The organism is Lysobacter sp. TAB13, from assembly GCF_052113885.1.
GTDB lineage: Bacteria > Pseudomonadota > Gammaproteobacteria > Xanthomonadales > Xanthomonadaceae > Lysobacter > Lysobacter gummosus.
The window spans coordinates 35,919-50,646 of record NZ_JBFRDR010000007.1; the positions used below are offsets into that span (position 1 = coordinate 35,919).

Genomic DNA, 14,728 nt, shown 5'->3' on the forward strand with positions numbered 1-14,728 from the left:
GCAGTGTGATCGGCGGCACGGGCGCGCGCCGGGCGCGAGGCCGGCCTAGGAGTGGTCGATGCCGCGACTGATGCGGAACACATGTCCGTCGGGATGACGGACATGCATCTCGCGCACGTCCCAGGGCATGTTCTCCGGTCCCCAGCTGATTTCGATGCCCTGCTCGACGCAGCGCTGATGGACCGCATCGACATCGTCCACCCAGATCGACATCCACACGCCCGTCTCCGCGGCCCCGTCCGAATCCGGGCCGAAGCTCGGCCGATTCTCGCCGCCGCCGCGACCGCCCTGCGCGTTCACGCACAAAAATATTTCGCACTCGCCCGAGCCGACGCTGCCGAACGTCGGCGGAGTGCCCCAGTCCCAGCATTTCTTCCAGCCCAGTTTCTCGAACCAGTCGAAACTGCGCTGGATGTCGGAGACGTTCAGGATGGGGGTGATGGCTTTGGCGTACATCTGCGGCCTCTCTTCGTAGTCTGACGTCGGCTCAACCGAGGAGGGAATCCTCGCGCGGCGTAACCGCTGCCGCAAGTTCCGTTCAATCCCAACAGGTGGCGTTCTTGGGAAAACCGGGTCGCTGCACCCGCACCACGCAGAACCGCTGGCCGGTCGGCGCCTGCATCACCACCCATCGCTCCAGGCGATCGACCACTTGCGCGCCCAGCGCTTCCAGGCGCGCGACTTCGGCGGGGATATCGTCGGTTTCGATATCGATATGGACCCGGCTTTCGTGCTCGACGCGCTGGATCTGCACGATCGGCTCATCGGCCTGCGTTTCCAGCATCCGGTAGTTGCCGCGCGTGCCGGGATGGTCGAAATCCATCGGGCGGCCGAGCGCGTCGGCCCAGAACTTGGCGGCCTGGTCGATGTCGGAAGTCTGGCAGTCGATCAACAGCGCGCAAAGACGGGAATGGTGCATGGCGGTCTCCTCAATCGGTCAAGTCGCAGCGGCGAGCTTAAACCCATGGGAGCATCGATGCGGTGTCGGCGCAGGCGGGACGCGCAGGTCGTCGATGCGCGGCGTGTGTCGAAGTAACGCGCGCCATGCCGGGCTCACTTCGCCGCGGGCTTGCCCAGGATGAAGTCGCGCATTCGCGGGAAGTAATCCTGCGGTTGCCGGGTCGAGATGCGCTCGCCGTCCTTGCCCGTCTCGAATTCGTACAGGCCGTGGTCGGCATCGGGGAAAACGACGTAGTCGATGGGCCGGCCGGATTGCTTCAGCGCATCCAGGCGGCGCACGGTTTCGCCCGGCGGCGCGTCGCGGTCCTGGCCGCCCAGCAGCCACAGCTGCGGCACCGCCAGATTGTTCAACACCGGCATCGGGTCGTACCGCACCTCGATGCCCGCCACCAGCGCCGGTGCCTGCGTGCGCAGGTCCTGCGCCGAGGCGCTCAGCATGAAACCGCTGTAATTGCCGCGGATGGCGGAGAACCACGGCTGCCCGGCGTACTTGCGTTTGACCTCGTCGAGCCGTTCGAAGCCTTCGCGAAAATCGCTTTCGACGATCGCCGCGGTCGCATCGGCGACTTCCAGCGCTTTCGCCGTCTGCGCGCTGCCGAAACCGGCGCGCGCCAGATCCGCGGCGATGGCCTCGCGGTCTTCCTCGCGCGGCGACACCGCCAGGCCGAAGCTGACGATGACGAAATCCACCGGCTCGATGCGCGCGGCCAGCGGCGCGACCCATCCGCCCTGACTGCCGCCCTGATAGCCCACACGCCCGGCCCGCGTGCCGGCGAGGCGGCGGGCCTCGCGCGCGGCCTGGACCGCGTCGGTCGCCAGCAGCAGATAGTTCTGGGTATAGCGGCCGCCCGATACGCCGGTGCCGCGCTTGTCGTAGGCGAACACGCCGATGCCGGCGCTGGCGAACTGGCGTTGCAGCGAATAGTCCTCCAGCGCCGAGGAATGCTCGGCGCCGTGGATCAACACCACGATCGGCACCCGCGCGCGGCCCGGCGGCAAGGTCAAGCGCCCGGCCAGTTCGACGCCGTTGCTTTCGAAGCGCGTGTCGCGCTGGATCAAGGCTTCGCGTTGGCCCGCCATATCGTCGAAGCGGATGCCGCCGCGGCCGCAGTCGTCGATCGTCAGCGCGTGTCCGTCGGGGCGCTCGGTCCAGCCGTAGGTGCTGGTCCAGCGATCCTTGCCCGCGCGAATCAAAGCGCCGGTGAGCCCGTCGGTACGCCGCCAGCGCAGCTGCCCCGCCGCGCCCGGACCGATGTCGAGCGCACTGCCGTTGGCCATGCGGTAGCTGCCGATTTCGCAGGCCGGCGCGGCGGCGGCTTCGGCCGCGAACGCCAGGAGCAATGCCGTCGCGGCCAGTGTTATACGCGTCATAACGATCATCCCGAGCTCGCAGGTTTCGATTCGCGCCAAACTGCTCCGTCCGCCGAGGCCGGTCAATGCGGATGCGACGAAACGGCGGAATCGGGGACTGAAGCCGGGCCTGAGGGCGCGAGCGGCCTCGGCAATCGCTTACTTCACCCGCCGCAGCCGCCGGTAGAAATGGCCGTCGGCGGTATCGCCTTCGATGATCAGCTCATCGCCGACCAGCTTGATCGGCCGCGGCTGGTCGGTGCCGGTGTAGCTCGGCATCAGACTGCCCTGCACCTGATGGATCACCTGCCCTTTCGCCTCATCGACGCGATAGGTGCCGAAGTAGGCGATGTAGCCGTCGTAGGCGCCGCGCACTTCGCGATCGCTGCCCTTCTGATCGCCGTCGGCGAACGGCGGCGTCGCCGGCGTGCGCATGACTTGCACGTGCAGATGCCCGGTCGCGTCGTAGACGATGTAGCCGAGCGGATGTTCGCCATAAGGACGCACGGCCTTGCCGGCGCTGTCGGTGTCCACCAGCTCCATGACTTGCCAGGTGCCCACCAGACGCGATCCGAGCGAACCGCTCTTCGCCCCCGGCGCGGTCGCGCAGCCGATCAACAGGCTCGCGATGACTGAAACGACGATACCGGCTTTCACATAGTCCTCCATCCGATCGAAATGAAGCGCCCACGCAGCTTACGCGCGCGGCTGGCCGTCGGTGAAGACCACGGTCGCGCCGGTTCGCTAAGATGGCCGCGCACGCACACTTTCGATCAAGGAACGGACATGGCGCACAAATGGATTGCGGCGGTAGCGGCGGTGGCGATGGCCGCGATCGTGTGTTGGCTCGCCGGCGCGACCGGCCTGGGGCCGAGCGTCGTGTCGATCGTGCCGGCGCTGGTGGTGGGCGCGGCGTTCGCGGGCCTGATCTGGAAAAGCGGGGCGAAGGCGCTGCTGATTCCGGCGGCCGGATTCGCGCTGGGGCTCGCCGGTACGTTCGCGCTGCAGTTGCTGGCCGGCGGCGGAACCTTCGAAGGCATCTACTACCTGTTCGCCGCGGTCATGACGATGTGCGTGCTGACCTTCTTCGTGTCGCTGGTGCTGCTGGCGGCGCCGAAACTCCGGCGGCGCTTGCTCGGCGCCTGAGGCCTACTCGCCGCGGCGTTTGCGCGGCTTGTCCCGGCCGCGCTTGGCGACGCTGCCGGTGCGCAGCGCATCGCCGAGTTCCATGACGCCGTCGCCGCTCATTTGTTCGATCCAGGTCAAGGCATCGACGTAGGCCAGGAACTGCTGCAGATACCCGGGCGACAGCTCGCGCATCAGGGTGAGCGAGCGATGCACGAGCCGGCCGGAGTTGAGCGGGCCGGCATCGCCGGGCGCCTGCCGCAGGGATTGCCGCAACTGACTTTCAGAACGGATCTGCGACCAAACGGCGCGAAAGTCTTCAAGCGCGGCAAGCTGCGGAAACGCCGCGGCCTCGCCCACGGCGACGGCGCTGTCGCGCGCCGCCGTCTGCTGCGCGAGGTAATCGATCAGACCTCTCATCGCGCTGCCGGAGGAATCGTCCGCCGCCGTGCTTTTCCGCGCCGCGCGCTTGAGATCGCCCGCATACGCCCGGATCAGCTCGGCCAACCGCGCATCCAGAAGCCGCCGCGCTTCGCCGTCATGGCCGGCGGCGCGGCGTTCCAGCGCGTCGATGCGGTGAAAACGCACGCGGTCCATGCGATCGGCGCCCTGCTCGCGCCAGGCATCGATCTGCGCCCGCGCATCGGGCTGGACGCGTTTGCGCGCCGGGGGCGGATTACGGCTCACGACGCATCACCCGGACTTGGACGGCTTCGGGACCGGCGCGATTTCCACGCGCCGGTTGCGCGCGCGGCCTTCTTCGTCGGCGTTGGAACTCACCGGCTGCTCGGAGCCGAATGCGGCCGCGAACACCGACGAAGAATGCACGCCCGCCGCGACCAGGGCGCGGGTCACGGTCAACGCGCGCCGCGCCGACAGTTCCCAGTTATCGGCGAATTGCGAATTGCCGTCGCGCACCTGGCGATCGTCGGTGAAGCCGCTGACCATCAGGATTTCATCGCGCGCCTGCAGATAATCCGACAGCGGCCCGGCCAGGCTCTTGAGCAGCTCGCGGCCCTCGGGCTGCAGTTGATCGGAGTTCAACGCGAACAACACGCTGCCGCGAATGCCGATGCGGCCATCGACCAGGGTCACCCGTCCGCTCGCCAGCGGCACCGCCAGCGCCTGCTCCAGCGACTTGCGCCGCTGCGCTTCGAGCCGGCGCTGCTTGACCTCCTGGTCCAGCCGGTTCGACAACTGCATCTGCACGCCGAGCACGCCGACCAGGATCAGCACGAACACGCCCAGCAGCACCGACATCAGGTCGCCGAAGGCGGCCCACACCGGTGTCGCCGACTCGGCGTCGCCGTCGATGTCCATGCTCATGCCGCCTGCGCTCCGGCCGCGGCCGGCTGCTGCGCCAACTGCTGGATGTCCTGAATGATCTGCTTCTGCGAGAGCATGCTCAGGTCGATGACTTCCTTCGCCTGCGCCACGTAGTACGCCAGTTGCTCGTCGCTGCGCGCCAGCGACTTGTCCAGCGCGGTCTCGACGCCTTGCAGGCGCGCGGTCAGCAATTCGTTCGACTCGCCGAACTGCCGCAAGGCCGCGACGAAGGCATCGCTGAGGCTCGCCACTTCGACCGCGCCGACGCTGATCTGCGCCGCGGCCGTGCCGAGCTTGCCGGTCTCGGCCTCGATGTGATCGGTGAAGCGGGTGCCGACGCGATCGAGCAGATCGGCCGAGGTGACGACCAGCGCATCGACCGCGACGCGCTGTTCGGTGGAGGCGTGATCGACCGCGTCGAGCAGGGTTTCCAGCGTCGCCAGCAGACGGTTGCGCTCATCCAGCATGGCGGTGTCGCGGACCATGCTGTCGGACAGCTTCTGGCGCAGCTCGGCGACGACTTCGGCCGCGGCCTTGGGCGCTTGCGACGCCGCGTCCACCAGACGCGAAATCTCCGCGATCGTGTCCTGGGCCTGCGCCTGCGATTGCGCGGTGATCTCCTGCGCGGTGCGCGCGAGCGTGTCGCAGATCTCGCGTTGGCGTTGCGCGGCCTGTTCGCCGCTGTGCTCCCAGCGCTCGCCCAGGCTCGCCGCCATCGAATCGAACGCGCCGGTCCACGCGGCCAGCCGCTGTTCGTCGCGCGATTCCAGCGTCGTCTGCAATTGCGCATGCGATTGCTCCGACGCGCGCACCAGCGATGCGGCGTGGGATTCGAACGTCGCCGCCGCCGCGGCCAGCGCCTGCTGGTTGCGCGCCGCCATGGCTTCGTTGGCGCCGAGCTGCTGCGACAGCGCGTCGTTCCACGCCTTCGCCGCCTCCAGCTGCGCCTGCTGATTCTGCGCCGCCATGTCCTGGTGCGCGCTCAACTGCCGCGACAGCGCGCCGTTCCACGCTTCCACCGCATTGTCCGCGGTGGCGTCGAAACGCGCCGACACCGTGTCAAGCAAGCCGGCGACGCCCTGATCGAAGCGCGCGGTGAATCCGTCCAGGGTCTGGCCCAGGTCCAGCGCCAGCGCTTCGTTGCAGCGGCGCTGATCGACCAGCGCTTCGCTCCATATCTCGGTGACACGCGTTGTGGTGGTGGCGAATCCCGCCGACAGGCCGTCCATCTGCTGCTGCACCGCGTCGCTGACGGTGGCCTGCAGCGAACGGGTTTCGTCCGCGATCGCCGCCATCGTGGTCTGCATGATCGGTTGCAGCGCCGCGCCGGCCACGCGCGCGCTTTCGCCGATGCTGTCCTGCAAGGATCGCTCCACCGATGCGGCCAACTGGGCGAAGACCGCTTCGGTCTTGTCGTGGAACGCATCCTGGCGCGCCATCTGCCGCTCGTGCGCGAGCAGGTTCTGGCGCTCGATCGCCGCGGTCATTTCCTGCAGGCGATCGACCAGCGTCGGCATCATCTCGGCCTGTCGCTGCAGCAGCTTGAAGGCTTCCTCGCGCCGATGCGTCTGCGAGTGCGCGCGCAGCGTGGTGGCGATGGCGACATCCAGCCGCTGCGCCGCCTGCCCGCGTTCGCGGCGGCTCAGCGCCGACAGCAGGCCGAGCATCGCCGAGGCGGCGACGCCGGCGATCGAGGTGCCGAAGGCGAAGCCGAGCCCGGCCACCGGCGCGGCGATGGATTCGCGGATCGCTTGCAGGTCGGCGGCGCTTTCCAGCGCCAGCCCGGTGCCGCGCAGCGTGGTCATCATGCCCAGCAGGGTGCCCAGCATGCCCAGCAACACCAGCAGGCCAACCAGATACGGCGTCAGCGCCGGCGCCGGCAGCGCCACGCGCTCGCCTTCGATGCGCAGGCGCGCGGCGTTGCGCAGCGAAGGATGCAGGCGGCCGAGCCATTCGCTCAGATCCGCCGGCGGCGCCGACAACTCGGCGAGCGCGCGGTCCAGCGTGGCGGTGGCCTGCCGATAGCGATGCAGTTCGAGCCCGCCCGCGCAATAGCAGGCGCCGATCAACAGCGCGACCGACAACGCCAGCGTGTTGGTGCCGACATAACCCGCGCCGACCCAGCACACGGCGATCAAACCTACGACGAAGACCGCGGGATAAAGCAGATTTCTGAACATGTTATCCATGTGGATTGGTGGCGAGGGCGGCAAGCAGGCCCTCGGCCGGTTGAAGGCGAACATCCAGTTCGGCGAGCAATACGTCTTGCATGTCCTTGCGAAACACGTCCGGCCAGGCTTCGCCGGCCGTTGCCGGCGCCTCGCCCGGCGCGCGCGCGTCGTCGCTGCCGGCACGCGCGTTCTGGCGCAAGCGTTCGAAGTGTTCCGCGAGCAGCACCGGCGCCACCGACAGCAGGCTGCGCTCGCGCCGGCTCAGCGCCCGCTCCATCACCGCGTCCACGTCGGCGAGGCGGGCCAGATCGGCCGACTGCGCGCTCAGCTTTTGCCGCAGGCGATCGCGCAGGCGGCCGACGCCGGCTTCCATCGTCTGCTGCAGGAACAGGTAGCGCTGACGGAAGAACGCGTAGTCCGGACCTTCATCGGCGTCGGCTTGCCCGGATGTGGGCGGCGGCGCGGCGAACGCCGCATCGCCGACGATCGCGCCGGTCAGCGATGCGCGCACGCGCGCGCATTCGTCCGCTTCCGCGGCGCTGTTGATGCGTTCGTCGTCGAGTGCCGCCGCCGGCCTGTCCAGCACGGTGGACAGCGCAACGGCATGAGTCCAATCGATCCAGTGACTCAGCTGATCCGACAACGATCGCGTGGGCTGGGGCAGGTCTGCGACCGTCAGGCGAGCGAGCGTGCGGATGAACGTCGGGCCGCGAACCGTGGCCCGTCGAGGTGCTTGCATCATTACTACTGGCTAAAAGATCGCCATTTTACACGTGCGGCCGCCACCTGCCGCTTGCCGGGCATCTCGGCGGGCACGATGGAGCCCGAACATTCACGAATCGCGGCTGATTCAGCTGCTTCACAGTCGCGCAAACCCTTGCGGGCGCGGGTTATCACGCCTGTGGCGACTGCTAAGTTGCGACCGGCCCGATGGGCGAAACGGGGCTCAAAGGCGTCCGCGGACGGCGGCTCTCGCAGGCCTTGCCAAACGCCATGGATTTGTGCGGGCTCCCGCCCATGACGACCCGGTCGCCGCGATCGCACCGATCGCGGCGGCCGGACCTTCCCCTTCGGTCGCGACAGTCTTCCGCGCCGCGGCGCGCGCCCATCAAGGACTGTTGTTGATCAACACCGCCAGCTCGCCCGCGCCGGCGACGGCGATGTCGATCTTGCCGTCCTTGTTGAAGTCGGCCAGCACCGGCGTCTGCGGCAACAGCGCCGACGGCAGGTCCTGGCGATGGATCAGCCGGCCGCTGCCGTCGTTCTCGAACACGGTCTGCCAGATGCCGACGACCGAAGACACCACCACGTCCTTGTCGCCGTCGTTGTCCAGATCCGCGGCGCGAACCGCGACCGGGCCGGGCACGAAGGTCGAATTGCGCAGCAGGTCGGCCAGCCCGGCCGGCGTCTGATCGTCGAGGCTCTGGCCGATGCGTTCGCGCGCCTGCGCCACGCGCTGGCGCACGGTTTCGTCCTGCGCGCCGTCGCGGCCGATATCGGAATAATCCGAGCGCGCGAACGCGCCGCGACCCGAGCCGGACAGGAACACGGAGATATTGAAGCTGAAGGAATTCGCGGTGACGTAGTCGTCGATGCCGTCGCCGTCGAGATCGGCCGCGACCACATCTTCCGGAATCAGGCCGGCGCTCAGATTGCGGACCTTGCTGAAGGTGCCGTTGCCGTTGCCCTTCATCAGCACCACGCCTTGCAGCGCGCCGTCGAGCACGGCGATGTCCGGATAGCGGTCGTCGTTCAACTTCGTCGTCCTCAGCGCGGCGCTGACGCCGAGCAGCGGACTGTTGAGCGTGAACGGATAACTGCCGATCAACCGCCCGCGGCCGTCGCCGGGAAAGGTGGTGATGCCCAGCACGGTGCCGGTGATCAGGTCCAGCTTGCCGTCGCTGTTGGCGTCGAGCAGAGAACTGAACAACTGCCCGCCCAGCGCGACGAACTTGGTGCTGGCGGTGTGGAACGTGCCGTCGCCGCGCCCCAGCAACACCGCCACGAACGGGCCGGTCTGCACGGAAATATCCGCATTGCCGTCGCGATCGACATCGCCCACGCCGACCGCCTGGGTGGCGTAGAGGTAAGGCACGTCGAACAAGCCGGTGGCCACGTCCTTGAGCTTCACGTCCAGCCGGATCGGCGCGCCGAAACTGCCGTCGCCTTTGCCGAGCATCACGATCGGCGTGCTGAGCGGAAGGTACGGCGAAGCGATCACCAGATCGGCGTTGCCGTCGTTGTTGAAGTCGGCGCTGTCCATCGAATCGGCGGACGGGCCCGGGCCGATGGGATCGCCGGTCGCATAGCTCCTCGCCGGCTCGAAGCTGATGGCGGCCTGCGCCGTCGCGCCGATCGTGAGGCCGCTGGCGGCGGCCATGGCCAGGACCAAGAGTCTTGCTTTCATCGCGTGTTCTCCCGCTGGTTTGTCGAAGGCAATGGATCGATGAGGCGCGGCGTCAACGCAGGCAGTGAGCGGGCGCGGACAAGGCCACCGGCGCGTAGCGGGCGCTGCCCATCAACACCGGCGCTTCCCAGGGGTACGGCGCGCGCGGCCGGCCCCACCAGTTTTGCTGCAAGGACACGTTCAGGCCCTTGATTTCCAGGTCGCGCTCGCCGCCGCCGTCGAAGCAATTGCCGCCGGCGCTGGCCAGCGCACCGCCGCCGAAATCCAGCACGGCGTCGGCCGGCGCGGGGATCAGCAGGCTGCGTTCCAGACTGAGATTGACGCCGCGGCCGCGGCCGATATCGCTGTTGCGCACGCGCCCGCTCAACCGCGTGACCGGCGCGAGAATCGCCAGCTTCAGGTTATGGAAGCGATTGCCGACGATGCGGCTGTTGTCGATATCGAACTCGATGCGATCCACCGCGCCCGCGCCGGTCAGGCCGACCGGCGCGTTGGAGCTGATCGTCACTCCGTTGTTGACGCAGTTCTCCAGCTGGCTGTCGCGCACTTGCAGGCGCAGGGTATTGCCGGCGCCGGCGCTGGTCATCACCAAACAGTCGCCCAAATTTCCGGCATAAGTGAAAGAACGCGCCAGATTCTGGAACGGCGCCCCGGTCGAATCCTTGGCGATCACGTGATCGAGCTTCAATTCCATGTACGAGCCCACGCCGAGGTTCAACCCCTCGATCACATCGCCCGGGACCCCGACGAACGAACTGTTGCGCACCTGCATCGTCGCCCGGGCGCGGCCGCTGTTGATGACCAGTTCCAGGCCGTTGGCCGACCAACCGCCCAGCCCGCGATAGAACGTGTTGCGATTGACGTCGGCGATCAGCTGCGAATCGCCGGCCAGGGTCGCGAACACGCCTTCGGAATCCGAACTGGGGCTGGCGGCGTCGCCGATGTCGTGCTGGGTGTTGCGGTCGAGGGCGATATCGAGGCGGGCGCGATCGAGCGTCTGCATGCCGATGCCTAGCACCGACAGAATTCCGCGCAGCAACGGCCCTTGCCGCAGATCGTGGACGGTGTTGGCATCGACCTTGGCGGTGTAGTCGGCGTCGCCGGACAGGCGCAGGTCGATGCCGTCGCCGCATTGCGAATGGCGGACGATGTTGTCGTGAATGGCGATATGCCCTGCGCCATGATCGGCATCGACCATGATCCCGGCCCAGCCGTTGGGCAGCGGCAGCGGTTGCGGAATCACGATGCCGGGGACGGAACTGGGGATGCTGACCGGCGGAATGATCAGCCCCAGCGCGCAATCGCGGTTATGGCCGACGATCTCGTTGTCGTGGATGCGCACGCCGGGCGTGTTGCGGCCGTAGATGCCGCCGCGGCGCGGATGCTCGATGAGCAGGCCGGCGACTTCGGTATCCGGCGCCAGCACCACCGCGTCGCCGTCGAGCCGCGCGCTGCCGTTGCTCACACGTGCGGCGCGATCGGCCGTCGCCGCTTCGCCGAGCAGTATCTGTCCCGGCTTGAGCGCGATGCCGCCGTCCAGCGGCGCCTGCGTCAGCGGCGACGCCAACACCACGATGGTCTCGCCGGGCGCCGAGGCCTGCTCGACCGCCTGCAACGATGCATAGGGCCGGGCGCGGCTGCCATCGGCGCTGTCGGTTGCGGTGGCGCTGACGTAGAGCACGCGGCCCGATGCCTGCGCGGCGATGCTGCCGCCGGCGAACAACACGATCGCAACAGCGGCGGACACCGCCGCCGACCCCATCCGGATTCGCAATGCAGTTTGCATTTTTGTCCCTTCAGCGCCAGGGCAGCGACTCGACTGCGGCTGAAGGATCGCCGGGGTTTGCGCATCGCCGTCAGAGTGAAGAAGGACGAACCGATTAGCGGATGAGGCCAAACCTGTCGGCCTTCTACGGCCGACACAGTACGAAACGCCCACTGCCGCACGCGCTATCGCCGACGCTAACTCAGCGTCAGCGGACAGAACCCACGCGTTGCGCCGCCGGCGGTCGGCTGCGCCGGCAAATGCGCCAGGCCCGCGCCGGCAAGGCCGACCATCAAGCCCAGATTGCCGCGGTCGTGCGTCCAGCCCGCGCGATATTCATCGACGGCGAACGCGGGCGCATCCATGTCGAAATCGAAGCCCAGCGCGGCGGCGACCTTGGCCAGCGCCAGATGCACGCCGGCGCTGCCGTGACACAGCGAATCGTCCTTCAGCCGTCCGAACCATTCCACGCTGCGCGCGAACGCGGCGCGCACGCAGTCGCGTTGCCACGGCTCCAGCCCGTCCCAGGCCTGCGCGCGTGCGAGCAGGAAACCGGCGGCGCCGTTGCACCAGCCCAGCGAATACTGCGGCTGCGCTTCGCGCGTGTCCGGCCACAAGCCGATGTCGGCGTCGAACAATCGGTCTTCGCGGCGCAACGCGTGCAAGGCCAGTTCGTTCATGGCGGTATCGTCGAGCGCTTGCGCCAGCTGCATCAACGCGAAGGCGATGCCGCTGCCGCCGTGGGCGAAGCCGGTCACGCAGCGATCGACGCCGTGCAGCCACCACTCCGGACCGTCGTCGCTAGGTCGCGCCGCGGCGATCAAGCCTTCGCCGAGACGGCGCGCGACGGCGAGCAAGCGCGTGTCGCCGTCGAGACGATGCAGGGCCAGCGCGACCAGGGCGATGCCGGCGGCGCCGTCGATGATGTCGAAGCGGTCCGCGCTCCACTGCGGCTCGCGCGCAAGGAAGGCTTCGACAGACAACTTCCGCAATTCCTCGTCGCCGCGTTCGACCGCGGCTTCGGCCAAGACCAGGATCAATCCTTCCATGCCCGAATATGCGCCGCTGCCGAGCATCGCGCTGCGCTCGACCAGGATACGCCGGCCGGTCGCGATCAGGCGTTCGGTCAATGCATCCGTGCCGGCATCGGTGCCCGGCGCATGGCGGCGCGACAGGAAGGCGAGGATGCCGCCGAGCCCGGTGTAGAGGTCCGGTCCCATCGGCATGATCGCGAAATCGCCGCCGGGCGTGCCAGCCGGCGGGCTGTACGTCCACAGCACGCTGCCGTCGCCCTCGCCGCTCACCGAGCCGTCGTCCAGCGCCACGGCCACCGATGCGGCGAGATCGCCGTGCGCATGTCCGGCGCAACCGGCGCCGCCGTGGCAACCCAGCGCGACCGCAACAAAGCTCAGCTGGCGCGCGATCCACGAAGCATCGGCGAAACGATCCAGGCGCTCGCGCACCAGTTGCAAGGCCGAGCGCTGGAAGAAACCGGTGATCGTGCTGAACGGGCTGTGCAGATCGCAGCCGTCCAGCCGCGCTTCGAAATAGGGAATATCGAACTGCAGCAGCTGCTGGCGCTCGCTGTCGTAGAGATGGCGCAGGAACGGCTTGCCGGCTTCCTCGCGCCGCAGCTTGAGCAGAAGCGCATCGGCCGCGGCCGGTTCGGCCAGAGCCGGATGCGTGGTCTCGGCCAGGAACAGCCCGTACAGATAGGTGTGGCGCATGATCTGCCGCGAGCGCAACGACGCGGCATCGTCCAGCAGCGCGGCGACCTCCCGCGTTTGCGCCGTCAACGCCGTCGCCGCGCCGCGGTAACCGTCTGCGAAGGCCTCGAAGTACGCCGCGAACGCCGCAGGTTCGCCGTCCACGCGCGGCACCGGGCTGTCGATGCGGATCGCATCGTGCACCCGCGACAAGCGCATGCTCGCGGTCTTGGCGTCCACCGCGACCTCGCGCGACACCGGCGCGGCCACGCGGTCGCCCTGCGCCGCGCCGGAGAACACGCCCTCGCGCGTGCGCCGCAGCGACACCACGCCGACGCCGAGCACCGATTCGCCCAGGCGCCGGTCCAGTTCGTGCTCGGCGTCCATGATCGTCACCGCCGACGCCGCCTGCCGATCGATGCGCGCGGTGTTGGTGAACAAGGCCTCGACATCGACGAAGAACGGCCGGCCCTGCGCGTCGGTGACGATGTTCTCGAAATGGATGTCGGTGCCGCACAGCAGGTGCGCCACCGCGGTGCAGGTGCCGAGCGAGCGATAGAAACGCGTGGCCGCCTCTTCTCCCTGCGCTCCGCCGCCGCGCACGCCGAGTTGCCAGCCGTAGTGTTCGCGATCGATCGACTGCAACACGGCGATATCGGCGTCGGCCATGCGCTGCAGGCGCGCGTACAGCAAGTCCAAGCCCAATCCGCGCGGCTTGTAGTACAGGTCGAACGCGTCGAAGCGGTAACGGATCGTCGCCCGCGCGCCGCGATGCGGGTCGCCCTGGCCGAACTCGATACGCAGCGGCGCCAGATCGGGCTTCAGGCCGAAGCCTTGCAACGCCTGCCCATCGGCTGCCAGATGCTCAAGGTGATCCCCAAGGAATTCGACGAAGCCATCGCAGAAGCGCTGCGCGCGCCGATAAAGGAAGGCGTAGCGCTGGCGCAGATCGCGCGCGCGTTCGCCCTCGCCGATGGCCTGCACGAAGGCGACGAACACCGTATCGCCGACCGCGGTGGCGGGCCTGGCCTGCGGCCCGGGCGCGGTGCCGGCATAGCGATTGAGTTCGAACACGAACACTTTCTGGAACATCCAGCACAGCCGCTGCAACAGGTATTCGCCGGCGCCGTCGATCAACGCCGGATGCAGGCACGCCGGCACCGCGCTGGCGGCGACGCGCTCGACGATCCGCCCGCGCAGGGCCTCGGCTTCCTCGCGACAGATCGCGGCGATGTAGTAACGATCGAAATCCAGGCTGCTCATGTCATCGCGCTTCCGTCTTGGGTGCGTTCAAGGCCGCCTCGTAGCGGCCGAAGGTCCACGGCTCGGGCATCAGCACGCGATCGACGACCACGGTCGGGACCGAGGAAATGCCGTGCACGATCGCGCGATAACGCTGGCGTTCCACCTTTTGCGCGATGTCGGGCCGTTGCATGCAGGCGCTCAGTTGCGCCGCGCCGAAACCGTCCGCGGGCGCCGCTTCGGGAATCAATCGCCGCGCCAGCTCCGGAGCGGTGAGGCCGACCAGATCCTGGCCGTAGACGCGGTCGTACAAGGCCTTGGTATCGACGCCGGGACGTTCCTGCAGACAGGTCACCGCATGCGCCAGTTCGGTCGAACCGTCGCGGATCGGAAACGCCAGCACGCGGATCTTCGCCTGGCCGCCATCGACGAAACGCGCCATCAGCTTGGGCAGCATCTCGGCGTGAAAACGCTTGCAGGCCGGGCAGCCGTAGTCGGTGACCAAAACGATTTCGTGCGCCGCATCCGCCCGGCCCAGCACCGGCAAATCGTCGATCTGCATCGTCTGCAAGGGCTCCGAGCGCCCGGCCGCCATCAATACGAAACCCAGCGACACCGCCAGCAATACCACCAACGCCGACGCTCCGATCCAGATCCACGGTCCTTTCATGTCTTG

At 68.1% G+C, this 14,728-nt stretch carries 13 protein-coding genes; 1 reads left to right on the top strand and 12 read right to left on the bottom strand.

Annotated features, from left to right (window positions below; genetic code table 11):
* Positions 1 to 45: 45 nt before the first annotated feature.
* From AB4Y92_RS10490 to AB4Y92_RS10505, 4 genes are all read right to left on the bottom strand, one after another.
* A complete protein-coding gene (locus AB4Y92_RS10490; protein ID WP_441819586.1) occupies positions 46 to 456 on the bottom strand; it encodes a bleomycin resistance family protein in 411 nt (136 codons plus the stop codon).
* Between the two features lie 82 nt (positions 457 to 538).
* Positions 539 to 919, bottom strand: coding sequence for a VOC family protein (locus AB4Y92_RS10495; RefSeq protein WP_441819587.1), 381 nt, complete (start codon positions 917 to 919; stop codon positions 539 to 541).
* Between the two features lie 134 nt (positions 920 to 1,053).
* The gene (locus AB4Y92_RS10500; protein ID WP_441819588.1) at positions 1,054 to 2,331 is read right to left on the bottom strand and encodes an alpha/beta hydrolase family protein; all 1,278 of its coding nucleotides are present in this window, start codon (positions 2,329 to 2,331) and stop codon (positions 1,054 to 1,056) included.
* A gap of 138 nt (positions 2,332 to 2,469) precedes the next feature.
* On the bottom strand, positions 2,470 to 2,967 hold the full coding sequence (locus AB4Y92_RS10505) for a lipocalin-like domain-containing protein (protein WP_441819589.1): 498 nt from the start codon (positions 2,965 to 2,967) through the stop codon (positions 2,470 to 2,472).
* Positions 2,968 to 3,096: 129 nt separating this feature from the next.
* Here AB4Y92_RS10505 and AB4Y92_RS10510 point away from each other — a divergent pair, with 129 nt between their 5' ends.
* Positions 3,097 to 3,456: a hypothetical protein gene (locus AB4Y92_RS10510; RefSeq protein ID WP_441819590.1), complete on the top strand. Its 360-nt coding sequence runs from the start codon at positions 3,097 to 3,099 to the stop codon at positions 3,454 to 3,456.
* A gap of 3 nt (positions 3,457 to 3,459) precedes the next feature.
* Here the strand turns inward: AB4Y92_RS10510 and AB4Y92_RS10515 are convergent, their stop codons facing one another.
* The 8 genes from AB4Y92_RS10515 to AB4Y92_RS10550 all read right to left on the bottom strand — a co-directional run bounded on the left by AB4Y92_RS10515 (position 3,460) and on the right by AB4Y92_RS10550 (position 14,722).
* Positions 3,460 to 4,122: a DUF2894 domain-containing protein gene (locus tag AB4Y92_RS10515; protein WP_441819591.1), complete on the bottom strand. Its 663-nt coding sequence runs from the start codon at positions 4,120 to 4,122 to the stop codon at positions 3,460 to 3,462.
* 6 nt (positions 4,123 to 4,128) lie between these two features.
* The gene (locus tag AB4Y92_RS10520; protein ID WP_441819592.1) at positions 4,129 to 4,761 is read right to left on the bottom strand and encodes an OmpA family protein; all 633 of its coding nucleotides are present in this window, start codon (positions 4,759 to 4,761) and stop codon (positions 4,129 to 4,131) included.
* A complete protein-coding gene (locus AB4Y92_RS10525) occupies positions 4,758 to 6,941 on the bottom strand; it encodes a DUF802 domain-containing protein (RefSeq protein ID WP_441819593.1) in 2,184 nt (727 codons plus the stop codon). Before AB4Y92_RS10525 ends, AB4Y92_RS10520 begins: the two co-directional genes overlap by 4 nt.
* A 1-nt stretch (position 6,942) precedes the next feature.
* Positions 6,943 to 7,674, bottom strand: a complete 732-nt coding sequence (locus AB4Y92_RS10530) for a DUF3348 domain-containing protein (RefSeq protein ID WP_441819594.1) — start codon at positions 7,672 to 7,674, stop codon at positions 6,943 to 6,945.
* A gap of 366 nt (positions 7,675 to 8,040) precedes the next feature.
* On the bottom strand, positions 8,041 to 9,339 hold the full coding sequence (locus AB4Y92_RS10535) for an FG-GAP repeat domain-containing protein (RefSeq protein ID WP_441819595.1): 1,299 nt from the start codon (positions 9,337 to 9,339) through the stop codon (positions 8,041 to 8,043).
* Positions 9,340 to 9,391: 52 nt separating this feature from the next.
* Positions 9,392 to 11,086 carry a hypothetical protein gene (locus AB4Y92_RS10540; protein ID WP_441819596.1) on the bottom strand — a complete coding sequence of 565 codons (1,695 nt, stop codon included), beginning with the start codon at positions 11,084 to 11,086 and terminating at the stop codon, positions 9,392 to 9,394.
* Positions 11,087 to 11,301: 215 nt separating this feature from the next.
* Positions 11,302 to 14,073 carry a type 2 lanthipeptide synthetase LanM gene (lanM, locus tag AB4Y92_RS10545; RefSeq protein ID WP_441819597.1) on the bottom strand — a complete coding sequence of 924 codons (2,772 nt, stop codon included), beginning with the start codon at positions 14,071 to 14,073 and terminating at the stop codon, positions 11,302 to 11,304.
* A gap of 1 nt (position 14,074) precedes the next feature.
* Entirely contained in the window at positions 14,075 to 14,722 is a 648-nt protein-coding gene (locus AB4Y92_RS10550) for a DsbA family protein (protein ID WP_441819598.1), read from the bottom strand.
* Positions 14,723 to 14,728: the final 6 nt, after the last annotated feature.

Bases quoted from the DNA above. Each gene is read 5' to 3' on its own strand.
- AB4Y92_RS10490 (WP_441819586.1), bottom strand. From the start codon at position 456: ATGTACGCCAAAGCCATCACCCCCATCCTGAACGTCTCCGACATCCAG.
- AB4Y92_RS10495 (WP_441819587.1), bottom strand. From the start codon at position 919: ATGCACCATTCCCGTCTTTGCGCGCTGTTGATCGACTGCCAGACTTCC.
- AB4Y92_RS10500 (WP_441819588.1), bottom strand. From the start codon at position 2,331: ATGACGCGTATAACACTGGCCGCGACGGCATTGCTCCTGGCGTTCGCG.
- AB4Y92_RS10510 (WP_441819590.1), top strand. From the start codon at position 3,097: ATGGCGCACAAATGGATTGCGGCGGTAGCGGCGGTGGCGATGGCCGCG.
- AB4Y92_RS10520 (WP_441819592.1), bottom strand. From the start codon at position 4,761: ATGAGCATGGACATCGACGGCGACGCCGAGTCGGCGACACCGGTGTGG.
- AB4Y92_RS10525 (WP_441819593.1), bottom strand. From the start codon at position 6,941: ATGTTCAGAAATCTGCTTTATCCCGCGGTCTTCGTCGTAGGTTTGATC.
- AB4Y92_RS10530 (WP_441819594.1), bottom strand. From the start codon at position 7,674: ATGATGCAAGCACCTCGACGGGCCACGGTTCGCGGCCCGACGTTCATC.
- AB4Y92_RS10535 (WP_441819595.1), bottom strand. From the start codon at position 9,339: ATGAAAGCAAGACTCTTGGTCCTGGCCATGGCCGCCGCCAGCGGCCTC.
- lanM (WP_441819597.1), bottom strand. From the start codon at position 14,073: ATGAGCAGCCTGGATTTCGATCGTTACTACATCGCCGCGATCTGTCGC.
- AB4Y92_RS10550 (WP_441819598.1), bottom strand. From the start codon at position 14,722: ATGAAAGGACCGTGGATCTGGATCGGAGCGTCGGCGTTGGTGGTATTG.